20 protein-coding genes are annotated in these 21,152 nt (G+C 63.3%); 7 read left to right on the top strand and 13 right to left on the bottom strand.

All coding sequences use genetic code 11. The features are described 5' to 3' along the window. Positions 1 to 65 precede the first annotated feature (65 nt). The 3 genes from NCT03_RS01375 (at position 66) to hisC (ending at position 2,523) form a co-directional block, all read left to right on the top strand. Positions 66 to 683, top strand: coding sequence for a 50S ribosomal protein L25/general stress protein Ctc (locus NCT03_RS01375; protein WP_244826910.1), 618 nt, complete (start codon positions 66 to 68; stop codon positions 681 to 683). A gap of 148 nt (positions 684 to 831) precedes the next feature. Next, positions 832 to 1,434 (top strand): aminoacyl-tRNA hydrolase, encoded by a 603-nt coding sequence (gene pth / locus NCT03_RS01370; RefSeq protein WP_244826909.1) that lies wholly within the window; start codon positions 832 to 834, stop codon positions 1,432 to 1,434. Between the two features lie 18 nt (positions 1,435 to 1,452). Further along, a complete protein-coding gene (hisC, locus tag NCT03_RS01365; RefSeq protein WP_250491736.1) occupies positions 1,453 to 2,523 on the top strand; it encodes a histidinol-phosphate transaminase in 1,071 nt (356 codons plus the stop codon). A 17-nt stretch (positions 2,524 to 2,540) separates the two neighbouring features. Here the strand turns inward: hisC and NCT03_RS01360 are convergent, their stop codons facing one another. The 3 genes from NCT03_RS01360 to rsmD form a co-directional block, all read right to left on the bottom strand. Then, positions 2,541 to 2,798, bottom strand: a complete 258-nt coding sequence (locus NCT03_RS01360) for a YfhL family 4Fe-4S dicluster ferredoxin (RefSeq protein ID WP_244826907.1) — start codon at positions 2,796 to 2,798, stop codon at positions 2,541 to 2,543. An 80-nt stretch (positions 2,799 to 2,878) separates the two neighbouring features. Further along, positions 2,879 to 3,385 carry a pantetheine-phosphate adenylyltransferase gene (gene coaD, locus NCT03_RS01355; RefSeq protein ID WP_244826906.1) on the bottom strand — a complete coding sequence of 169 codons (507 nt, stop codon included), beginning with the start codon at positions 3,383 to 3,385 and terminating at the stop codon, positions 2,879 to 2,881. A 103-nt stretch (positions 3,386 to 3,488) separates the two neighbouring features. Then, positions 3,489 to 4,136 (bottom strand): 16S rRNA (guanine(966)-N(2))-methyltransferase RsmD, encoded by a 648-nt coding sequence (gene rsmD / locus NCT03_RS01350; protein WP_244826905.1) that lies wholly within the window; start codon positions 4,134 to 4,136, stop codon positions 3,489 to 3,491. A gap of 244 nt (positions 4,137 to 4,380) precedes the next feature. On the opposite strand from rsmD, the gene ftsY reads away from it, so the two are divergent. Then, positions 4,381 to 5,670 carry a signal recognition particle-docking protein FtsY gene (gene ftsY, locus NCT03_RS01345; protein WP_250491735.1) on the top strand — a complete coding sequence of 430 codons (1,290 nt, stop codon included), beginning with the start codon at positions 4,381 to 4,383 and terminating at the stop codon, positions 5,668 to 5,670. 101 nt (positions 5,671 to 5,771) lie between these two features. Here the strand turns inward: ftsY and NCT03_RS01340 are convergent, their stop codons facing one another. Genes NCT03_RS01340 through NCT03_RS01330 form a run of 3 tightly spaced genes read right to left on the bottom strand, consistent with a single transcriptional unit; the run spans position 5,772 to position 7,753 of the window. Beyond that, positions 5,772 to 6,404 carry a LysE/ArgO family amino acid transporter gene (locus tag NCT03_RS01340; RefSeq protein WP_250462836.1) on the bottom strand — a complete coding sequence of 211 codons (633 nt, stop codon included), beginning with the start codon at positions 6,402 to 6,404 and terminating at the stop codon, positions 5,772 to 5,774. Next, positions 6,401 to 7,045: a maleylacetoacetate isomerase gene (gene maiA, locus NCT03_RS01335; protein WP_250491734.1), complete on the bottom strand. Its 645-nt coding sequence runs from the start codon at positions 7,043 to 7,045 to the stop codon at positions 6,401 to 6,403. Before maiA ends, NCT03_RS01340 begins: the two co-directional genes overlap by 4 nt. Before the next feature lie 9 nt (positions 7,046 to 7,054). Continuing rightward, on the bottom strand, positions 7,055 to 7,753 hold the full coding sequence (locus tag NCT03_RS01330) for a fumarylacetoacetate hydrolase family protein (protein WP_250462832.1): 699 nt from the start codon (positions 7,751 to 7,753) through the stop codon (positions 7,055 to 7,057). Positions 7,754 to 8,050: 297 nt separating this feature from the next. Here NCT03_RS01330 and ybiB point away from each other — a divergent pair, with 297 nt between their 5' ends. Both ybiB and leuA read left to right on the top strand, forming a co-directional pair. Continuing rightward, entirely contained in the window at positions 8,051 to 9,028 is a 978-nt protein-coding gene (gene ybiB / locus NCT03_RS01325) for a DNA-binding protein YbiB (protein WP_244826899.1), read from the top strand. Between the two features lie 467 nt (positions 9,029 to 9,495). Continuing rightward, the gene (gene leuA / locus NCT03_RS01320; RefSeq protein ID WP_250491733.1) at positions 9,496 to 11,151 is read left to right on the top strand and encodes a 2-isopropylmalate synthase; all 1,656 of its coding nucleotides are present in this window, start codon (positions 9,496 to 9,498) and stop codon (positions 11,149 to 11,151) included. A 23-nt stretch (positions 11,152 to 11,174) separates the two neighbouring features. Here the strand turns inward: leuA and NCT03_RS01315 are convergent, their stop codons facing one another. Continuing rightward, entirely contained in the window at positions 11,175 to 11,558 is a 384-nt protein-coding gene (locus NCT03_RS01315; RefSeq protein ID WP_250491732.1) for a nuclear transport factor 2 family protein, read from the bottom strand. 45 nt (positions 11,559 to 11,603) lie between these two features. Continuing rightward, positions 11,604 to 12,170, bottom strand: a complete 567-nt coding sequence (locus NCT03_RS01310) for an acyloxyacyl hydrolase (RefSeq protein ID WP_284502949.1) — start codon at positions 12,168 to 12,170, stop codon at positions 11,604 to 11,606. A gap of 353 nt (positions 12,171 to 12,523) precedes the next feature. Between NCT03_RS01310 and rpoH the strand changes: the two genes are divergently transcribed. Then, complete coding sequence (gene rpoH, locus NCT03_RS01305) at positions 12,524 to 13,459, top strand: RNA polymerase sigma factor RpoH (RefSeq protein WP_244827955.1); 936 nt, start codon at positions 12,524 to 12,526, stop codon at positions 13,457 to 13,459. 185 nt (positions 13,460 to 13,644) lie between these two features. On the opposite strand, the gene nagE is transcribed toward rpoH, so the two are convergent. From nagE to NCT03_RS01280, 5 genes are all read right to left on the bottom strand, one after another. Then, complete coding sequence (nagE, locus tag NCT03_RS01300; protein WP_250491731.1) at positions 13,645 to 15,429, bottom strand: N-acetylglucosamine-specific PTS transporter subunit IIBC; 1,785 nt, start codon at positions 15,427 to 15,429, stop codon at positions 13,645 to 13,647. Between the two features lie 57 nt (positions 15,430 to 15,486). Continuing rightward, positions 15,487 to 18,075, bottom strand: a complete 2,589-nt coding sequence (ptsP, locus tag NCT03_RS01295; protein ID WP_250491730.1) for a phosphoenolpyruvate--protein phosphotransferase — start codon at positions 18,073 to 18,075, stop codon at positions 15,487 to 15,489. Between the two features lie 12 nt (positions 18,076 to 18,087). After that, positions 18,088 to 19,095 (bottom strand): SIS domain-containing protein, encoded by a 1,008-nt coding sequence (locus NCT03_RS01290; RefSeq protein WP_244827954.1) that lies wholly within the window; start codon positions 19,093 to 19,095, stop codon positions 18,088 to 18,090. After that, a complete protein-coding gene (nagA, locus tag NCT03_RS01285) occupies positions 19,088 to 20,191 on the bottom strand; it encodes an N-acetylglucosamine-6-phosphate deacetylase (protein ID WP_250491729.1) in 1,104 nt (367 codons plus the stop codon). Before nagA ends, NCT03_RS01290 begins: the two co-directional genes overlap by 8 nt. 157 nt (positions 20,192 to 20,348) lie before the next feature. Continuing rightward, a complete protein-coding gene (locus NCT03_RS01280; protein WP_250491728.1) occupies positions 20,349 to 21,083 on the bottom strand; it encodes a GntR family transcriptional regulator in 735 nt (244 codons plus the stop codon). Between the last annotated feature and the right edge of the window lie 69 nt (positions 21,084 to 21,152).

Raw genomic sequence — 21,152 nt, 5'->3', positions numbered from 1 at the left:
GATTAGCGCATTTCCGTTGATCTCGATTTTCACTGCCTGGTCGCGGGCAGATATAGGAGTTTCAAATGAAAGTCGTCGCTTTCGAGCGTAGCAAGCAAGGTACGGGTGCGAGCCGCCGCCTGCGCAATTCGGGCAAGACCCCGGCTATTGTGTACGGTGCGGACAAGGACGTTCAACTGGTCGAACTGGACCACAACGCCCTGTGGCACGCGCTGAAGAAGGAAGTGTTCCATTCGTCGATTTTGGAACTGGAAGTCGCTGGCGGTTCGCAACAAGTTCTGCTGCGCGACGTGCAATATCACCCGTTCAAGCAACTGGTGCTGCACGTGGATTTCCAGCGTGTCGACGCGAACAAGAAGCTGCACACCAAGGTGCCGCTGCACTTCATGAATCAAGAGACCAACCCGGCCGTGAAGCTCGCGGGCGCGGTGATCTCGCACGTCGTGACGGAACTGGAAGTGGAATGCCTGCCGGCAGACCTGCCCGAGTTCCTGGAAATCGATCTGGCGACCATCGAAGCCGGCCAGACGATGCACGCAAAGGACATCCCGCTGCCGAAGGGCGTAAGCCTGACGATCGCAATCGAAGCGGAAAACCCGGTGGTTGCATCGGCTACCATTCCGGCTGCTGTCGTGTCGGATTCGACGGACGAAGCCACGGGTGAAACGCCGGCTGCTGAGTAAAACGCATCAGCTAGCGAAGTATCGCTATCCTCTCGATCCGTTCGCAAGGACGGTCGACGTGACCCGCCGGCGCGCAAGCCTCGGCGGGTTTTTTTTCGCATCAACACCAAACGATACGAGCAGGCTTCTTAGCCTGCGATGATTCGACATGATCAAGCTGATCGTTGGCCTGGGAAATCCGGGCGCCGAATACACCGCGACGCGCCATAACGCGGGCTTCTGGCTAGTCGACCAATTGGCGCGCGACGCCGGCGCAAGTCTGCGCGACGAGCGCCGCTTTCACGGTCACTATGGCCGCGGACGTCTGAACGGGCATGAAATCCATCTGCTGGAACCGCAGACGTTCATGAACCGCTCGGGACAATCGGTGGTTGCGGTCGCGCAGTTCTTCAAGATTCTTCCCGATGAGATTCTCGTCGCACACGACGAACTCGATCTTCCGCCCGGCACCGTCAAGATGAAGCTGGGCGGCGGCAGCGGAGGCCACAACGGGCTCAAGGATATTTCCGCGCATCTGTCGTCGCAGCAATATTGGCGGCTGCGCATTGGCATCGGGCATCCGCGTGATCTGATTCCCGAAGGCGCGCGTGCGGGCGCGAAGCCGGACGTCGCCAATTTCGTACTGAAGCCGCCGCGCCGCGAAGAGCAGGACGTGATCGATCAGTCGATCGAGCGCGCGCTCGCCGTCATGCCCTTCGTCGTCGCGGGCGAAAACGAACGCGCGATGATGAACCTGCATCGCAATCCCTGACTTCCACTGGAGCAGACCGTGAGCCGTTTCTGGAGCGATATCGTCCATCGACTGACGCCTTATGTGCCGGGCGAACAGCCCGCGCTGGCACATCCCATCAAGCTCAACACCAACGAGAATCCGTATCCGCCGTCGCCGCGCGTGGTCGAGGCGATTACGCGCGAACTCGGCAAGGACGGCGCGTCGCTGCGCAAGTACCCAGATCCGACCGCGCGCGCGTTGCGTGAGGCGGTGGCGAAGCATCACGGTTTGCGCGTGGAGCAGGTGTTCGCGGGGAACGGTTCGGACGAAGTGCTCGCGCACGCGTTTCAGGCGCTCTTGAAACACGACAGGCCGATTCGTTTTCCCGACATCACGTACAGCTTCTATCCGGTTTATGCCCAGTTGTACGGTGTGGAATACGAGGCGATCCCGCTGAACGCGGATTTCGGTATCGATACCGACGATTACCGCGCGCCAGGCGGCGGCGTGCTGTTGCCGAATCCGAATGCGCCGACGGGCCGCGCCCTGCCGCTCTCCGAAATCGAGGTGCTGCTGAAGGCGAATCCGGATGCGCCAGTCATCATCGACGAAGCGTACGTGGATTTCGGCGCGGAATCGGCCGTGAATCTGGTCGATGCTTATCCCAATCTGCTCGTCGTGCACACGACTTCGAAGGCGCGTTCGCTTGCGGGCATGCGCGTGGGTTTCGCATTCGGCGATGCAAGCCTGATCGAAGCGCTAACGCGCGTGAAGGACAGCTTCAACTCGTATCCGCTCGACCGGCTCGCGCAAGTAGCGGCGCTCGCTTCGTATGAAGACCGCGCGTGGTTCGAGGAGAGTTGCGGCAAAGTCGTCGCGAGTCGCGACAAGTTGACAGCGCAATTGAGCGCGCTGGGATTTGAAGTGGTGCCGTCGGCGGCGAATTTCGTCTTCGCGAAACACCCCGCGCACGACGCGCTCGCGCTCGCCACCGCGCTTCGAACGAAGGAAATCTTCGTGCGGCATTTCAAGCTGCCGCGCATCGACCAGCATTTGCGGATAACGGTCGGCACGCCAGACGAATGCGATGCGCTCGTCGCTGCATTGACCGAACTCGCCGGCGCGTAAGAACAGAAATAAGGCGGTTACTCGCCTTTCGTCGCCATCAACGCGCGGTATTTGTCCATCAACTGCTCCGGCGACTCGACGTGCGCCGGGTCGCGCGGAATGCATTCGACGGGGCACACCTGTTGACACTGCGGCTCATCGAAGTGGCCCACGCATTCCGTGCACTTGTTCGGATCGATCACGTAGATCTCCGTACCCATCGAAATGGCGTCGTTCGGGCACTCGGGCTCGCACACGTCGCAGTTGATGCACTCGTCGGTAATGATCAAAGACATGATGCTTCACTCTCTTGCGCCGGCGATGTTCCGGCATGGAGTCCGCGCATCGCGCGAGCGCTGATACGCGGACCCGGCGCTCAAGGCGCCGAAGGATCTTTCTGGGCGGCCACGCCGACCTTGTCGGTCAGCCGCTTCTCCACCGATGGAAACACGAACTTGCTCACATCGCCGCCAAGCTGGGCGATCTCGCGCACGATGGTGCCCGAAATGAACTGGTATTGGTCCGACGGCGTCATGAACATGGTTTCGACGTCGGGCAAAAGATAGCGATTCATGCCGGCCATCTGAAACTCGTACTCGAAATCCGATACGGCGCGCAGGCCCCTCACAATCACGCGCGCGTTGTTCTTGCGCACGAAATCTTTTAGTAGCCCGGTGAAACTGCTTACCTGGACGTTTGGATAATGCCCGAGCACGTCGTGGGCGATATCCAGCCGTTCCTGCAGCGAAAAAAACGGCTTTTTCGCGCGACTGTCGGCCACGCCGACTACCAGCGTATCGAAAATGCTCGATGCGCGCCGGACGATGTCTTCATGCCCGCGCGTCAGCGGGTCGAACGTTCCCGGGTACACGGCGACAACCATGAGCTTTCTCCTCTTTTATTTACCTTGGACCGCGTGACAGCGATGGCCCATTTTCCCCGCCCCCGTCCGAACGCGCCGGGCGCGCCAGATCGGGGAACGCGCATTATTCATCATTTTGGCGGCGCAGCAAATGATAGCGAACCATGCCCGCTTTCCCTTCGCGCGTGATTTCCCAGCCCGCCAGAGCGTCGATGCTCGCCGGTTCCAGCGGATCGCCGCATTCGACGTAGAGCGCGCCATCCGCGGCGACGAGCGGCGCGGCGATTTCAAGCGCGCGCAAGAGCAAAGCCTGATCGCCGAAAGGGGGATCGAGGAACACGACATCGAACGAGCCTGGCGCGAGACTGCGAGCCAGACGCAGCGCGTCGGCTTCGGCGATCTCGATGTTGCGCGCATCCAGCCGCGCCTGATTCGCTTTGAGTTGCGCGACCGCGCGGCCGCTACGCTCGACCATGAGCACGCGTGCCGCGCCGCGCGACGCGGCTTCGAAACCGAGCGCGCCGCTGCCGGCGAACAGGTCGAGACAGCGCTGGCCATCGAGGTCCTGGCCGAGCCAGTTGAAGAGCGTTTCGCGAACACGGTCGGGCGTGGGTCTCAGACCGTCGAGATCGAGGACGGGCAGCGGCGTGCGCTTCCAGTTCCCGCCGATGATGCGAATGGTGTGCGGCTTGCCGCTGCGCGATGACGCGCGGCTCGAAGAGGCCGAGGAACGGGCCGGAGTATGCGGACGAGTGTCGGACGAACGGGACATAAAAGAGATTGAGTGAGACTGGCGCGCGGCCCGGCCGATGGGCGTTTTGACTGTTCCCGGCGACTGGCGCGGGCCGTGAGCGCCCACGTTACCACAGCGCGGCGTCGTGCCGGGAGGCGCACAGGCGCGTCGGGCCGCGCCTGATAAAATACGCGGCTTACACATCTCAGCGCGAGCCGCGCACACGCGAGCGCATCGGCGCGCAGACGCGAACCGGCAAGCACGCGCGCTCTCCTCACATACCATGTTCAGCTTCTTCAAACGATTCAAAAAGCCGGCTGACGAGCCGCTCGACACGCCGGAAGAGGACAACCTCGAAGCGGACGACGACGGTTCCTCGGTTGCATTAGAGGACGAGGCGTCGGGCGAGCATGTTCATGGTGAAGACGCGGCGGCCTCGAACACGCAAGCTATTCGCGGCGACGCGGCGGCGTCTGACGAGCATGTTCATGGCGGCAACGCGAAGCCGCATCAGGCTGAAGCTGCAAACACTTCATCACATCGAGCACCGGCGCCTTCGGCCGCCGAGCCTACGCAATACTGGCAAGGCCGCACCGAATCTCAATGGCTGCGCGCGCCCGAGACCGATCGGGCGAGCGAGGAAATCATGCCGCCGCCCGAGCCCGATCCGGCCGCGCGCAAGTCCTGGCTCGCGCGTCTGCGCAATGGGTTATCGAAGACGAGCACGAGCCTCACGGGAATCTTCGTCGGCGCGAAGATCGACGAAGATCTCTACGAGGAGCTCGAAACCGCGCTTCTGATGTCCGACGCGGGCGTCGATGCCACCGAATATCTGCTTGAATCCTTGCGCGAAAAAGTGCGCGCCGAGCGTTTGACGGACGCCACGCAAGTAAAGGCCGCACTGCGCGTGCTCTTGATCGACTTGCTGCGTCCGCTCGAAAAGTCGCTGATGCTCGGCCGCGCCCAACCGCTCGTGATGATGATCGCGGGTGTGAACGGCGTCGGCAAGACGACGAGCATCGGCAAGCTGGCGAAGCATCTGCAGCATTTCAATCAGTCGGTGCTGCTCGCCGCCGGGGACACGTTCCGCGCCGCCGCGCGCGAACAGCTCACGGTCTGGGGCGAGCGCAACAACGTGATGGTGATCGCGCAGGAAAGCGGCGACGCGGCCGCCGTCATCTTCGACGCCGTGGGCGCTGCCCGCGCGCGCAAGATCGACGTGATGATGGCCGACACCGCCGGCCGCCTGCCGACGCAGTTGCATTTGATGGAAGAACTGCGCAAGGTGCGCCGCGTGATCGCCAAGGCGATGCCCGACGCGCCCCACGAAGTGCTGCTCGTGATCGATGCCAACACGGGACAGAACGCCCTCGCGCAAGTGAAGGCTTTCGACGACGCGCTCGGCTTGACGGGTCTTATCGTGACTAAGCTGGACGGCACGGCGAAAGGCGGCATTCTCGCGGCTATCGCGCGTCAGCGGCCGATTCCGGTGTATTTCATCGGCGTTGGAGAAAAGGTCGAGGATTTGCAGCCGTTCAGCGCGGAAGAGTTCGCGGACGCGTTGTTGGGGTGAGGTGGGGCGCTGATGAGATTCGATGAGATCGGCGTTAATCTTATCGACCTTATCAGCGAGCCGATGAGCCAACCGCTGCGTCAACGGTAGCAACGCTCACCTCACCGCGCCACCACCAACGTCCCCGCAATCCACCACATCACGCAGCCGACGATCACATCCAGCACGCGCCACGACACGTCCTTCTCGAACCACGGTTTTAGCAACCGCGCGCCGTACCCTAGCGCCGTGAACCAGACGACCGACGAACACATCGCGCCCGCCGCGAACCACGCGTTTCCCGGCCACGCATAGCGCGCCCCGATTCCGCCCAGCAGCACCACGGTATCCAGATAAACATGCGGATTGAGCAGCGACAACGCAAAAACCGTTGCCGCCGCGCCAGCCGCCGTCTGCGAATCGCGCTCCGAGGCATTCAAATGTCCCGGCCCGCGCCACGCCGCGAGAAACGCCCGCACGCCGTACAGAAAGACGAAAGCCGCGCCCGCCCAGCGGATCACGTCGAGTAGAACCGGTGCACGCTCGATCAGCGCGCCCATTCCGCCAATGCCAAGCCCGATCAACATGACGTCGATAGCCGCGCAGATCGCCACGACAATTCCCACGTGCTGGCGTTTCAGACCCTGCCGCAACACGAACGCGTTCTGCGCGCCGATCGCGACGATCAGACTCGCGCCCAAACCCGCGCCCGACAGATAACTCGACAGCGCACCCGCCGGAATCACTGCCGTCATTCGGCGTCCGGTTGCTGGCCAGGCGCGGCGCGCGCAAAGGCGTCGATCTGGCCGGCGTGATCGGCAATGCGCGTGATCGTCGGATACGCATTCAGATCGATACCGAAGCGTCGCGCATTGAACACCTGCGGCACGATGCACAAATCGGCGACGGTCGGGGTATCGCCGAAAGTGAGCGCGCCGACGCGCTCGTCGCGCGCCAGCCGCTTCTCAAGCGACTCGAACCCCGCCTCCACCCAGTGCCGGTACCAGGCGTCCTTCACGTCATCAGGCGTCTTCACTTCGTGCTTGAGGTATTTGAGCACGCGCAGATTGTCGAGCGGATGAATCTCGCACGCGACCTGCAGCGCGACCGAACGCACGAACGCGCGATCCACCGGGCGCTCGGGCAACAGCGGCGGCTGCGGATGCGTCTCCTCCAGATACTCGATGATCGCGAGCGACTGCGTGAGCACGTCAGCGCCATCGACGAGCGTCGGCACGATGCCGTCCGGATTGAGCGCGCGGTATTCGGGCTTCAGTTGCTGACCGCCTTCGCGCAGCAGATGAACGCCCTCGTACTCGTAGCCGAGCCCCTTCAGATTCAACGCGATACGCACCCGATAAGCCGCCGAGCTGCGAAAGTAGCTATAGAGCTTCACGGGCGAGCCTCAAACCACGCGCACGGAGAAATCGCCGATACCTTCCACGCCGCCCTTGAGCAGATCGCCCTTCACCACCGCGCCGACGCCTTCGGGCGTGCCGGTGAAAATGAGATCGCCAGGGAAGAGTTCGAAAAGCGTGGAAAGGTAAGCCACGGTCTCGCCGACCGACCAGATCAGCTGCGAGATGTCGGAGCGCTGCTTTTCCTCGCCGTTGACGGTCAGCCAGATCGCGCTTTTTTCCAGATGCCCGACTTTCGATACCGGATGAATCGGACCGATGGGCGCGGAGCGGTCGAAACCCTTCGCGGTATCCCACGGGCGCCCCATTTTCTTCGCTTCGGCTTGCAAGTCGCGACGCGTCATGTCGAGGCCGAGCGCGTAACCGTAGACGTAATCGAGCGCCTCGTCGGCGGGAATGTCCTTGCCCTGCTTGCCGATAGCGGCGACGAGTTCCATCTCGAAGTGCAGGTTTTTCGTCTGCGACGGATACGGAAACTCGCCCGTGGCTCCCGGCGCGACATACAGCACGGCATCGGCGGGCTTGCTGAAGAAGAACGGCGGTTCGCGGTCCGGATCGTGGCCCATTTCACGCGCGTGCGCTTCGTAATTGCGGCCGACGCAGTAAATGCGGCGCACCGGGAATTGCTCGCTCGAACCGTCGACTGGCACCGCCGCTGCGGGCGCCGGAGGAAACACGTAACTCATTCCGCTCTCCTTTTGCTGTTTTCTGGGTTGCCGCCTCGTTCGGTGCGAACACGCGGCGAGAGAGCGAGTGTAACGCGCGAGGCCGAATCGTGGCGGCGCTTGTCTGGCGGGCTTTCGCGGGCATTCGCGTGCTTTCGCCGAGCCGACAGCGGGCTTACCGGCGCGAACGGATTCGGCGTTGGCAACTTGCCAGCATCGCTTAAATGCGATACTGAAGGTCTATCCCGCTCCTTCGAACTCGCGTGCCGCATCGCTCACGAACTTGAACATCGAGCCTGCGGCACGCGCAAGCCGCCAATGACAGAGACAGAAACCCCCGCCAACCACTTTGCCTGCGCACGCTACATCAAGGAAATCGGCCGCGGGCCGAACGGCGCGCGCGCATTGTCCCGCGACGACACCTACGCGCTCTACGAAGCCATGCTCGACGGCCGCGTGTCCGATATCGAACTCGGCGCCGTGCTGCTCGCTTATCGCGTGAAGGGCGAGACATCAGCCGAACTCGCCGCGATGCTTGCCGCCGCGCATCGCTCGTTCGAGCCGTTGCACGTGCAGGAAGGCCGCGAGCATGCGCGGCCCGTGTCGATTCCAAGCTACAACGGCGCGCGCAAGCAGCCCAATCTCACGCCGCTCCTGTCGCTTTTGCTCGCGCGCGAAGGCGTGCCGGTGCTGGTGCACGGTGTCGTCGACGATCCCGGCCGCGTGACGAGCGCCGCGATTTTCGGCGAACTCGGCATTCCGCACGCAGCTTCCCGCGACGAAATCGAGGATAGTCTCGCGTCCCGCCGGCTCGCGTTCGCGCCGATCGCCTCGCTCGCGCCGAAGCTCGCGCGCCTTTTGAAACTGCGCCGCGTGATGGGCGTGCGCAATTCGACGCATACGCTCGTGAAGATTCTTCAGCCGTTCGCCGATCCGGGCTTGCGGCTCGTGAACTACACGCATCCGGAATATCGCGAAAGCCTGACCGGGCTTTTCACCGAGCATCCGGACGCCGCTGCCGGTGGTGCGCTGCTCGCGCGCGGCACGGAAGGCGAAGCGGTGGCAGACACGCGCCGGCAAGTCCAGGTCGACTGGTTCCACGACGGCCACGCGGAAACGCTGATTTCGCCCGAACATTCGCAACCGGATGCGCCGCCCATCGATTTGCCCGAGTCGCTCGATGCCGCGATCACCGCGCGCTGGATCGAAAGCGTGATGCGCGGCGACGTGCCCGTGCCGCCCGCCATCGCGCGTCAGGTGGAAGTCATCGCCGGGATCGTGCGAAAGCCGGTTTGAGTGCGCCGGATTCGGCTTGTGCCGATTGCAAAAAGATTCAGCACGTATTTGACACGATCTTAAGCAGTGGTTTAGAGTGCAAATATGCGTCTCACCCAGTCTTCCTCCCTCCGAATTATTTCGGGCCGCCTAGCGCGGCCCCTATCGCTACGTCTAGCGTAAATCGCCAGGCGTAGCGCCTCGCGTCGTCAAGGCGCGCGGTCCTGCCAGTAGTTCTCGTAGTTCCTTCCTTACCACTTGTAGTCGTCAGCTTTTCGGCTCGCTCATCCCGCGAACTGAAAACGCGAGGGTCAAATGCACGCTGCTTCGCGCACGTTCACGTTGGTCGCAGGCGTCACCATCGCCGGGACGCAACGTGTACGCTCGCCAGGCGCTGTCTCACGTGCATCGCGCCATTGCCGGCCAGCCGCCGGGCAAGGCATCTCTTGCAGACGCTACGCAAACTGTCCGAAGAGAGATCGACGATCATGATGCCGAACCCCGCCGAGAAATACCGCCCGTTTCCGCAAGTCCGCCTGAATGGCCGCCGCTGGCCGAACCGCACGATAGAGAAAGCGCCCATCTGGATGAGCACCGATCTGCGCGACGGCAACCAGTCGCTCATCGAGCCGATGAGCATCGCCGCAAAGCTCGAATTCTTCGAGATGCTGGTGGCAACGGGCTTCAAGGAAATCGAGGTGGGGTTTCCGTCGGCATCGCAGACGGATTTCGATTTCGTGCGCAAGCTGATCGACGAAAAGCGCATCCCGGACGACGTGACGATCGAAGTGCTGGTGCAATCGCGCCGCGAATTAATCGAGCGCACGTTCGAGGCAGCGGAGGGCGCGAGCAAGGTGATCGTGCACTTGTACAACGCGATCGCGCCGTCGTTCCGGCGCATCGTGTTCAATCAGTCGCAGGAAGAAGTTAAGGCGCTGGCGGTGGAAGGCACGCGCATCATCAAGGAATGCGCCGATGCACGGCCGCAGACGCGCTGGACCTACCAGTACTCGCCCGAGACCTTCAGCATGACGGAGTTGCCGTTCGCGCGTGAAGTCTGCGACGCCGTCGCGCAGATGTGGCGTCCGACGCCCGATCACAAGATGATCGTCAATTTGCCGGCCACCGTGGAAGCCGCGACGCCGAACGTATTCGCCGATCAGGTCGAATGGATGGACCGCAATCTCGGTTATCGCGACAGCATCGTGCTTTCGGTGCATCCGCATAACGATCGCGGGACGGCGGTCGCGGCCGCGGAGCTCGCGGTGCTCGCGGGCGCGGAACGCGTCGAAGGTTGTCTTTTCGGCAACGGCGAGCGCACGGGCAACGTCGATCTCGTCACGCTTGCGCTCAATCTCTACACGCAGGGCGTCGATCCGGGCCTCGATTTCTCCGATATCGACTCGGTGCGTCGCGTCGTCGAGCGCTGCAATCAGTTGCCGGTGCATCCGCGTCATCCGTATGCGGGCGATCTTGTTTTCACGGCGTTTTCGGGCTCGCATCAGGACGCCATCCGCAAGGGTTTTGCGCAGCGTCAGCCGGGCACGGTCTGGGAAGTGCCGTATTTGCCGATCGATCCCGCCGATCTCGGTCGCAGCTACGACGCCGTGATCCGCGTGAACAGCCAGTCCGGCAAGGGTGGCGCGACTTATCTGCTCGAACGCGGGCTCGGCTTCACGCCGCCGCGCCGCGTGCAGATCGAGTTCAGCCACGCCGTGCAAAGACTTGCGGACATGTCGGGCGAGGAAGTCACCGGTGACGCAATCTGCACACTCTTCAAGCAAGAATATTTCGACGCGGGCGGCGTGGTCGCGCGCGTCGATGCGGCGACGCTCTCCGTGTTCGGGCGCAACGTCGCGGTGCCGCCGGCATCAGGCGCGACGAGCGGCGATGTCTACGCGCAAGCCGTGGCGGCGTGTTTCGATGTATCGGCAAACGTGAGCTGGTTCGAAACGGCGGTAACGGCGAGCGGCGACACGGCCGTCTTCGTAGGCTGCCGCGTCGGCGACGAGCCGTTGCGCTTTGGCGTCGCGGTGCACGCGAATCCGGCGTTGGCTGTCGTGGATGCGGTCGTCAGTGCGGTGAATCGGTCGAAACCCTTGGGCCGTCAGGCAGAGCGGCAAGACGAAGCGGTCGAGGCTTGAGGCCTCGACGTCGCGCGCGGCGGCTACTCCAGCGCCACGCGCGTCGCCTGCAAGGCTAGCAGCAGCCATTGGCCGTCGGTCTGAACGTGAACCGCGGTATAGGCAATGGGAAACAGCAGCGCGCCGTTCTTCGATTCCATCTCGATCAGCGCCCGTCCCGAGACGAGGCAGGTGTCCTTGCCGGCGACGATCACGTCCTGCGACTGGATCTCGATCTGCCGATAGCGGCGTCGACCAGCGGTGATCGCGTCGATGAACTGGCGCTTCGTCTCGCGCTTGCCGTTCGTGTGAACGTAGCTGACGTTCTCGGCCAGAAGCGCATCCAGAGCCGGGCCGTCGCTGTCGACCATCGCCCGGAAGCGGTCGCGCTCGAGGCCTCGAATGGCCTCCGTGGATTTTGCCGGCATCTGTCGGTTCCCCTTGTGTCGAGAAACCGATGCGCCGGCGCCCCGTCAGAAGTTGTATTGCAGATATAGCTGGCTGAAATTTATACCAGGATTCGGCTCTTTGATACTGGCGTTCGACAGATGCTGAAACCGGAAGCCCGCCTGATAGTTCTGCTTCTCGCCGAAGATCGCACCGACGCCGACCATATCCGCGAACTGGAACGCGGACGACACCGTGAAATCCGTCGTGATTCGCGTATGCGACAGAAGCCGCACGCCGACGCCCGCTTCAATGAACGGCCGGATATATCCCGAACTCTTCACGAAGCGCAGAACCGGCGTCACACCGAATTCCCAGATGTTCGGGTGCACTGCGTTGCTTTCCTGCGAGTGCCAGTAGGCAACGTGACCTTCGCCGAGCAAGGTGAAGTGGAAGCCGCCGATTTCCCACCAGGTCAGATTCGGGTCCCATACGAAGCCGAGATCCGCCTTTTTGATGTCGCGATCGGCCACGCCGCCCGCGATTTGCAAACCAAAGCGGTCGGCATGCGCTGCCGCCGACGTGACTCCTAGCAACAGGGCAATTGCGCCATGGGACAACAGATGACGCCAAGGGCCTTTATTTTTCTGCATGGACACCCCATCTGTGGGATTGACGAGTCGAGCCGCCAAGCGGGCTTCGCGCATTGTAGATTCATCGTCTCATAATTGCACGAATGATTGCCATTAGCCTATTTGCTTGAATATCCTGTCTTCCTTACGCCAAAGTAAGGTAACTAATTCAATCGCACGTGACGAATCGGTAATAATGGTACGATTTGGATACAGTGCTCGGCTATGAATCCACAAAGTTGATAGCTTTGTGGGAACTCTCACATTCGTTTCCCCTCTAACACTTAGCACTCGTTGAAGCGGAGTGCTAATATCTTGTCTGACTTGCCGCGCCTTTGCGGCAACAGGCATTTGTTGATAAGGAGCTTATGAGCGTGTCCAATGCGATGACCCTTCCGAATGTTCTTAGCTCGGCACCTGCCAAGGCAACTTCGGCAGGCGCGCTGACGTACGCACAATCGTCCATGTTGACCGGCCAGATCGGCAACATCGATTCATACATACAAGCGGTGAACCGCATTCCAATGCTTTCGCAAGCAGAGGAGCGTCAGTACGCCACCGAGTTTCGCGAACAGGGCAACTTGAATGCGGCGCGGCAACTGGTGCTTTCGCACCTGCGCCTCGTCGTGTCCATCGCCCGGAATTACCTGGGTTATGGTCTGCCGCACGCGGATCTGATCCAGGAAGGCAATATCGGTCTGATGAAGGCCGTCAAGCGCTTCGATCCGGAACAAAACGTACGCCTCGTGTCGTACGCCATGCACTGGATCAAGGCGGAGATTCACGAGTACATCCTGCGCAACTGGCGCATGGTGAAGGTCGCGACGACCAAGGCGCAACGCAAGCTGTTCTTCAACCTGCGCAGCCACAAGACCGGCACTTCGGCGTTCACACCGGAGGAAATCGAAGGTCTGGCAAGCCAGTTGAACGTGAAGCGCGAGGAAGTCGCCGAGATGGAAACGCGTCTGTCGGGCGGAGATATCGCGCTCGAAGGCCAGGTCGAAGATGGCGAGGAAGCCTATGCGCCGATCGCCTATCTGGCTGACTCGCATAGCGAGCCGACGAATGTCATCGCCGCGCGTCAGTTCGACAAGTTGCAAAGCGACGGGTTGGCTTCCGCGCTGGAATCGCTGGATGCGCGTAGCCGCCGTATTGTCGAAGCGCGCTGGCTCGAAGTGCAGGACGACGGCTCGGGCGGCATGACGCTTCACGAACTGGCGGACGAATTCGGCGTATCGGCCGAGCGTATCCGTCAGATCGAAGCGAGCGCGATGAAGAAGATGCGTTCCGCGCTGGCCGAGTACGCGTGATATCGCGGTAGCTCGATGACCGTAGTTCGGTGCTGAAGTAAGTTCGAAGCCCGCTGTTCCGAAAGGACAGCGGGTTTTTGTTTTTGGGCGGAGGTGTGCCGTAACGGCAGCAGTGACTTAAACGTCGCCCACTATAAAAACGGCGCCCGAAAGCGCCGTTCATCAAAACCAGACCGAATCTCGCATCAAGCCGGCAACGGCGATGCCCCGCCGCCACTTCCCGGCACGCGCGTCGCGAGTTGTGCCGCGTAACGCTGCGCGGCCGCGCCCACGACGATGTGGAACGTATCCGCCGACACCCACGCGACATCTAGCGTCGACAGGCGCTGACGATCCACCGCCGAAGGATCGCGCACGACCACGCGCAGTCGCGTTTGCGCGACGGCATCGAGCGTGACGACATTGGTCGCGCCGCCGAACACCGCCAGCCAGCGCAGCGGATCGGGATCGAGCGGGCCGGCAGTCTGATCGAAGGCGCCAACGTTCGCAGAAGCCACCGAAGCAGCCGCCGGAGCGGACGAAGCCGGCGTCGCTCCGCGCGTCGACGAATGTTCGAGTTCACCGCGAATTTCATCGGCGATGATGTCCGCCTCCGGTCCGATGATCACCTGCACGTTCGTCGCGCCCCGCTTGAGCACGCCACGCGCGCCGATGCTCTTCAACTGCGCTTCCGACACCTTCTCCGTATCCGCCACCGACAAACGCAGACGCGTCGTGCAGGCATCGACGAGCGTCAGGTTCGACGCGCCGCCCAGCGCCGCAATGTACTTCGCGGCGCGCGTGTTCGCTGCACCCGGCAGCGGCGTGCCGTAGCCGCCTGCAACCGGCGTGGCGGACGTTTCGGCATCGGTCGTGGCCGGCTCGCGGCCCGGCGTCGCCATATTGAACTTGCGGATGAAGAAGCGGAACAGGCCGTAATAGATCACGCCGTAGACGAGCCCGAGCGGAATCGCCATCCAGCCGCGTTGCGACAGACCGTAGTTCAGCACGTAGTCGATCGCACCCGCCGAGAACGTGAAGCCCAGATGAATGCCGAGCGCCGAGCAGATCGCGAGCGACACGCCGGTAAGTACCGCATGGATCGCGTAAAGCACCGGAGCCAGGAACATGAAGCTGTATTCGATCGGCTCGGTCACGCCCGTCAGGAACGCGGTGAGCGCCATCGAGAACAGCAGGCCGCCGACGACCGCGCGGCGCTCTTTCGGCGCTTCGTGGAACATCGCCAGACACGCGGCCGGAAGGCCGAACATCATGATCGGGAAGAAGCCCGTCATGAAGCCGCCCGCGGTTTTATCGCCGGCAAAGAAGCGGTGCAGATCGCCATGAACGACCGCGCCACCATCCGGCGGCGTAAACGAGCCGAACACGAACCACGCGAGCGAGTTGATGATGTGATGCAGACCCGTCACCAGCAGAATGCGGTTCAGCACGCCGAAGACGAAAGTGCCGAGCGCGCCCGCCGTGGTGAGCCATGTTCCGGCCAGGTCGATAGCCGCCTGCACCGGCTGCCAGATGTAGCCGAATATGATGCCGAGCGCGAGACACGCGACCCCCGTGACGATAGGCACGAAACGCTTGCCGCCGAAGAACGCCAGATATTCCGGCAGCTTGATGTCCTTGTAGCGGTTGTACAGATAGCCCGCGACCACGCCCGCGACGATCCCCGACAACACGCCCATGTTGAGCTTGTCGTTGATGTCCTTCATCACGGCGATCTCGATGAGATAGCCGATGGCACCGGCAAGACCCGCCGTGCCGTTGTTGTCCTTCGCGAAACCGACCGCCACACCGATGGCGAACAGAAGCGGCAGGTTCGTGAAGATGGCGTCGCCCGCGTCGGCGATCATCTTGATGTTGAAGACATCGGGCTGGCCTAGACGCAATAGCAGGCCGGCTACCGGTAGTACGGCAATCGGCAGCATCAGGGCTCGGCCCAGGCGCTGCATCTTTGCAAACGGGTTAGCGTCCATCGGGGTTCTCCAAAAGATATAGGTCTTGTCTTTGCTGCTTGGGGATTACTGCGTTCGTCAGTCTTGCGGCCAGATTTCAAGGCTGGCCGCTCTTACTGCCTGCGCGGATTCGAGCGCGAGCACGTCTTCCGCGCGCTGCCGGCAAAGCTGGTAATCGAGATTACGCACGCGCGCCTTGATGCCCGGCACCGCCACCGGATCGACCGACAATTCCGTCACGCCGAGGCCGATCAGCAACGGCACCGCGAGCGGATCGCCACCGAGCGCACCGCACACGCCGACCCACTTGCCGTGCTTTTGCGCGCCTTGCACGGCCGTCTTGATGAGCCGCAGCACGGCCGGATGCAGGCCGTCGGACTGCGCGGCGAGATCGGGCTGGCAACGGTCCATCGCGAGCGTGTACTGCGTGAGGTCGTTGGTGCCGATGGACAGAAAATCCGCGTATTTCGCGAGCTGATCGGCAAGCAGCGCCGCTGACGGCACTTCGATCATCACGCCCACTTCGATCGGTTCCGTGCGGCCCGCTTCGCGCGCCAGTTCGTCGATCCGTACCCGCAGGCGTTGCAGTTCGCCGGAGTCGGTGACCATCGGCAGAAGAATGCGCACCGCGCCGAGCGGCTTCACGGCGAGCAGACCACGCAGTTGATCGTCGAGCAGATCGGGCCGCACTTGTGCGAGGCGAATGCCGCGCAGACCGAGCGCCGGATTTTCCTCGGGCGGCAGCGTCAGATAATCGACTTCCTTATCCGCGCCGACATCCAGCGTGCGAATGATCGCGGTGCGGCCCTGCAGCGCATCCACGAATCCCTGATAGCTCGACGCATGTTCGCCGGGCGTCGGCGCCGACTGACGATGAATGAACAGCAATTCGGTACGCAGGAGGCCGACCGCGTCCGCGCCATTTTCGACAGCGGCTTGCGCGTCTTCGAGCGTGGCGATGTTCGCGGCGATTTCGACGGCGTGGCCGTCGCGGGTCGTCGCGGCGTGTCCCGACATCTTGCGATTCGCCTCGCGCACGTTCAAAAGACGATCGCGTTCGTTGCGCGCGCGTTCGACATCGAGTTCGGTCGGCGCATGTTCGATACGTCCCGCCGACGCGTCCACGACCACTTGCGTGCCTTCGGGAATCGCGTGCAGTGCATCGCCGATGGCGACGAGCGCCGGAATGCCCACCTGTCGCGCGATGATCGCCGCATGCGAGGTGGCGCCGCCGCGCGACATCACGAGCGCGGTCACGCGCGTGCGGTCGAGCGAAGACAAATCGGAAGGCGTGAATTCGACAGCCGCGAGCACGGCTTCAGCGGGCAATTCGCGCGCGGCGGTGTTCGTGTGGCCGAGCGCGCGCAGCACGCGTTTCTCGATATCGCGCAGATCGGCGGCGCGTTCGGCGAGCAGTTCGTCCTTCACGTTGTTCAAGAGCGCGATTTGCGCGCGGATCGCCTCGCGCCACGCGAAGCCCGCGCTCTTGCCGAGGCTGATGAGATCGCGCGCGGCATCGACGAGCGTCGGGTCTTCCAGCAACACGCGATGCACCGCGAAGATTCCCGCCTCGCCGACCGCGCCGCGTTGCGATGCGGTGCGTACGGTTTCGTCGAGTTCGGCATCGACTTGCGAGATGGCGCGGTCGAGTGCACGGCTTTCCGCCGCCGACGATTGCGTGGCCGCTTCAGGCGGCACGATTTCCTTGTCGTCCCAGCGCACCAGTTTGCCGACCGCGATGCCCGGCGCCGCGCACACGCCCGCAAGCGTGTTCGGCGCGAGCGGTTGCGCGACCGCGCTCGCAGCAACAACCGGCGCGGGCGATTTCGCGCGTGCCGGTGACTCTTCGACTTCGCCCTGACCCGCGCGCAGCAACTCCGCCGCGACGGCTTCGACGGCTTCCTTCGCCTGCGCGCCGATACCCAGCAGCTCGACGGTCGCGCCTTCGCCCGCGCCGAGACCCAGCAACCCGACGACGCTTTCCACCGGCGCCTTGCGGCCTTGATAACGGATCTCGACCTTTGCATCGAAACCGCGTGCGGCTTCGCGCGCGCGCGCCGCCGGACGCGCATGCAAACCGCCCGCGTGACCGAGCGTCAACGTGCGGCGCGCTTCTTCCGTCACGTTCGCGCTCGAACGCGCGCTTTCGGCCCTGGCGCCGTCTTTCGCGCGCAGCACGAGCATGCGTGCGCCAGCCTTCAACATGCCGCGACCGGCACGCTCGATGACATCGAAGGCATCGCCATTGGCGACGGCAATAACGGAGACGAGACTCGGCGCGTGCTGCGCGACGAAATCCGCATTGAACTCGATGAGCGGCTGACCCGCGCGCACGGTTGCGCCCTGCTCGATCATCGGCGCGAAGCCCTGGCCGCCCAATTCGACCGTATCGATGCCGATATGCACGAGAATTTCCGCCCCGTGCGGCGTGCGCAACGTGACCGCGTGATGCGTGCGCGCCAGATGCGTCACCGTCCCGTCGCAAGGCGCGACGAGCACGCCATCGAGCGGATCGATGCCGATGCCGTCGCCGAACATGCCTTCCGCGAACACAGGGTCCGGCACGTCGGCGAGCGGGACGACGGGGCCGGTGAACGGCGCGAGCAACACGACGTCGTTCGGGTTATCGATGGGATGATTCAACAGTGACTCCTCGGCGCGACGCATCGGCTTACTCGCTTAGTGGGTTTCGGTGACCTTGTTCAGGTGGCGCGGCGCGTCGGGATTGCGCCCGCGCGCGGCGGCCAGACCCGCGGCCATCACATAGAACGAAAGGATTGCGGCGATCGGATCGAGCGCCGGGTGATTAGTGGCGACGAGCGGCAATTCCGCGCCGGGCACGTCGGCAGGCGCTGCGAGCAGCACGCGTGCGCCGCGTGCGCGCATGTCGGCCGCCAGTTGAATCAAGCCTGCCTGCTCCGGCCCGCGCGGGGCGAACACGAGCAGCGGATAGTCCTTGTCGATGATCTCCATCGGACCATGACGCACTTCGGCGCTGGAGAACGCTTCCGCCTGAATGCCGGAGGTTTCCTTGAGCTTGAGCGCCGCTTCCTGCGCGATAGCGAGACCGAGACCACGGCCGATCACGATCATGCGATCGACGTTCGTGAGTTCGTTCACGGCACGCGTCCAGTCGAGCTTGCCCGCCGCGCGCAAGGCGTCCGGCAACGACTCCAGCGCGTCGAGCAGTTCGGTATCGCGTTGAACATGCGCGACGACGATGGCCGAGAGCGACAGCATGGCGATATAGCTCTTGGTCGCCGCCACCGACAATTCCGGCCCGGCGAAAAGCGGCAGATACCACTCGCACGCCTTTTCCAGCGGGGAGTTCGCGACATTGACGGCAGCAACGGTGAACGCGCCCGCATCGCGCAACGCCTGCATCGTGCCGACGAGATCGGGGCTCTTGCCCGACTGCGAGAACGCGACCGCGAGCTGGCCCGACACGCGCAGCGGTGCTTGTTGAAGCGTCGCCACGGACATGGGCAGCGAAGCAACCGGCACGCCGATGCGGCTCATCGTCAGGCTTGCGAAATAACTGGCGGCGTGGTCCGAACTGCCGCGCGCAACGGTGAGCGCGACATGGCGCGGCTGCTCGGCGAGCTTGACCGCGAGCGCTTCGATGCGCGAGGTATCGGCGAGCTGGGCCGCGACGACATCGGCGGACTCCAGGGCCTCGTTAAGCATATTCGACAATTGATTCTCCTTCGACATACGTGGCGCTCAGCGCGAGTTCCCGGTCGAGCACGACGAGATCGGCCCATGCGCCACGCGCGATGCGGCCGCGATCTTCGAGTCCGAGGTAATCGGCGGGAAAGCGTGACAAACGGTTCGAGACGTCCGCGAGCGGAATGCCCAGCGAGACGAGATTGCGCAGCGCCTGGTCCATGGTCAGCGTGCTGCCGGCGAGCGTGCCGTCCGCGAGACGCACGCCGCCCATGCACTTGGTGACGTGCTGGCTGCCAAGGCGGTATTCGCCGTCCGGCATGCCGGCCGCCGAGGTGCTGTCGGTAACGACGTAAAGGCGCGGAATTGCGCGCATCGCGGCGCGAATCGCGCCCGGATGAACGTGCAGCAAATCCGGGATCAGTTCCGCGTACTCGGCGTGCGCGAGCGCGGCGCCTACCATGCCCGGATCGCGATGATGCAGCGGCGACATCGCGTTGAAGAGATGCGTGAAACCGCGCGCGCCGTGCTTGAGCGCATTGACGGCGTCATCGTAAGTGCCGAGCGAATGACCGAGCTGCACGCGCACGCCGCGCGAGGCGAGTTCGGAAATGATCTCTAGATGCCCGGAGATTTCCGGCGCGATGGTCACGACGCGAATGGGCGCGAGCGACAAATATTCGAGCGCTTCATCGCGCACCGCGACGGCCGCGGCGTCCGGCTGCGCGCCGAGCTTGCCGGGATTGATATACGGCCCTTCGAGATGCACGCCGAGCACGCGCGCGCCGCTTGCGGCACGGCGCTTCGCCTGCTCGCCCAAGCCCGCGAGAACTCGCAGGAGTTCGTCGCGCGGCGCGGTCATCGTGGTGGCGAGCAGGCCCGTGGTGCCGTGTTGAGCGTGTTGCCGCGCGACGGTATCGGCTGCGTCGCCGCCTTCCATGATGTCGCGCCCGCCGCCGCCATGCACGTGCAGGTCGATGAAGCCGGGCAGGATATACGGCGCGTCGTTCGTGGAGGGATCGGCGATATGACCTTCCAGCGCCGTCACCCGACCGTTTTCGAAGCGAAGCGAACCGTTGATCCAGCCATCGGTCGTGAGTATGTTTCCTTTCAGCATGAAGTTCTCTGGAAGTGCGCTATGCATGATGAGGTTCAGTGCCATCCGCGCCTTGCTGCGAGCAGGCCTGTTCGCTGGCCCCGTGTGACCGGCGAACGTGCGGTGGCGGCTTTCGGGTCCTCTCGTTCTGATCTTGCTGCTTCTGCTTTCCCGCTTTTTATCGATGCAATTCCGCGACGAAGTCGTAGTAGTCGTCGCGGCAATACGTGTCCGTCAGTTCGATGGCGCGCTGCTCCGCCGAGTAACCGATACGGGTGATCACGAGTAGCGCCGCGCGCGGCGCGATGCCCATCAGCCGCGCAATCTCGGCTCCGGCGTTGACCGCGCGAAAGTGCTGCAACGCGCGCACCACCGACTGCCCGCGCGCTTCGAGATAGCAATACAGCGACGCGCCGATCTCGAACGGCTCCGGAACGACGGTCACCGGTAACGCCGAATGTTCGACCGCCATGACGATGCCGTTCGCGCGGCGAAGTCTGCCGAGACTCGCGACCGATGCGCCCGGCGCGAGCCCGAGACGGACGGTTTCATCGAGACTCGCTATGCGCAAGTCACGCCGGAGCCACACCGAGTCAGGTGCGAAACCGCGCTGTTCCATCTTCTTCGTGAAGCCCGTCAGCACCGACAGTGGATCTTGCGTGCGCGGCGTGATGAAACTGCCTGCGCCGCGTACTCGCCGAATGAGCCCGCGCTCGACGAGCAAAGACAACGCCTTGCGCGCGGTGATACGCGAAACCCCGATCGCTTCCGACAACGTGCGCTCCGCTGGCAACGCCTCACCTGCATTCCAGGCGCCGCGCTGAATAGCTGCAGCAAGACGCGTGGCGACCTGCAGATACAGCGGTGTGGGACTCGACGCGTCGGGCGTCAATTCCCGTAAGCGTCCATTCATGAAGTTTCCTGCAGGCCTCGAATTGGAGCCCATTATATAACCAACATAATACCAGTCAAACCTTCTGCG

The sequence above is a fragment of the Caballeronia sp. GAWG1-1 genome (assembly GCF_023631465.1).
Lineage (GTDB): Bacteria > Pseudomonadota > Gammaproteobacteria > Burkholderiales > Burkholderiaceae > Caballeronia.
The sequence above is the reverse complement of the archived record's forward strand: the minus strand, read 5'-3'. Positions and strand labels throughout refer to the sequence as shown.

Coding starts and splice junctions, on each gene's coding strand:
- NCT03_RS01375 (WP_244826910.1), top strand. CDS start 66: ATGAAAGTCGTCGCTTTCGAGCGTAGCAAGCAAGGTACGGGTGCGAGC.
- pth (WP_244826909.1), top strand. CDS start 832: ATGATCAAGCTGATCGTTGGCCTGGGAAATCCGGGCGCCGAATACACC.
- NCT03_RS01360 (WP_244826907.1), bottom strand. CDS start 2,798: ATGTCTTTGATCATTACCGACGAGTGCATCAACTGCGACGTGTGCGAG.
- coaD (WP_244826906.1), bottom strand. CDS start 3,385: ATGGTTGTCGCCGTGTACCCGGGAACGTTCGACCCGCTGACGCGCGGG.
- rsmD (WP_244826905.1), bottom strand. CDS start 4,136: ATGTCCCGTTCGTCCGACACTCGTCCGCATACTCCGGCCCGTTCCTCG.
- ftsY (WP_250491735.1), top strand. CDS start 4,381: ATGTTCAGCTTCTTCAAACGATTCAAAAAGCCGGCTGACGAGCCGCTC.
- NCT03_RS01340 (WP_250462836.1), bottom strand. CDS start 6,404: ATGACGGCAGTGATTCCGGCGGGTGCGCTGTCGAGTTATCTGTCGGGC.
- NCT03_RS01330 (WP_250462832.1), bottom strand. CDS start 7,753: ATGAGTTACGTGTTTCCTCCGGCGCCCGCAGCGGCGGTGCCAGTCGAC.
- ybiB (WP_244826899.1), top strand. CDS start 8,051: ATGACAGAGACAGAAACCCCCGCCAACCACTTTGCCTGCGCACGCTAC.
- leuA (WP_250491733.1), top strand. CDS start 9,496: ATGATGCCGAACCCCGCCGAGAAATACCGCCCGTTTCCGCAAGTCCGC.
- NCT03_RS01315 (WP_250491732.1), bottom strand. CDS start 11,558: ATGCCGGCAAAATCCACGGAGGCCATTCGAGGCCTCGAGCGCGACCGC.
- NCT03_RS01310 (WP_284502949.1), bottom strand. CDS start 12,170: ATGCAGAAAAATAAAGGCCCTTGGCGTCATCTGTTGTCCCATGGCGCA.
- nagE (WP_250491731.1), bottom strand. CDS start 15,429: ATGGACGCTAACCCGTTTGCAAAGATGCAGCGCCTGGGCCGAGCCCTG.
- ptsP (WP_250491730.1), bottom strand. CDS start 18,075: ATGCGTCGCGCCGAGGAGTCACTGTTGAATCATCCCATCGATAACCCG.
- NCT03_RS01290 (WP_244827954.1), bottom strand. CDS start 19,095: ATGCTTAACGAGGCCCTGGAGTCCGCCGATGTCGTCGCGGCCCAGCTC.
- nagA (WP_250491729.1), bottom strand. CDS start 20,191: ATGCTGAAAGGAAACATACTCACGACCGATGGCTGGATCAACGGTTCG.
- NCT03_RS01280 (WP_250491728.1), bottom strand. CDS start 21,083: ATGAATGGACGCTTACGGGAATTGACGCCCGACGCGTCGAGTCCCACA.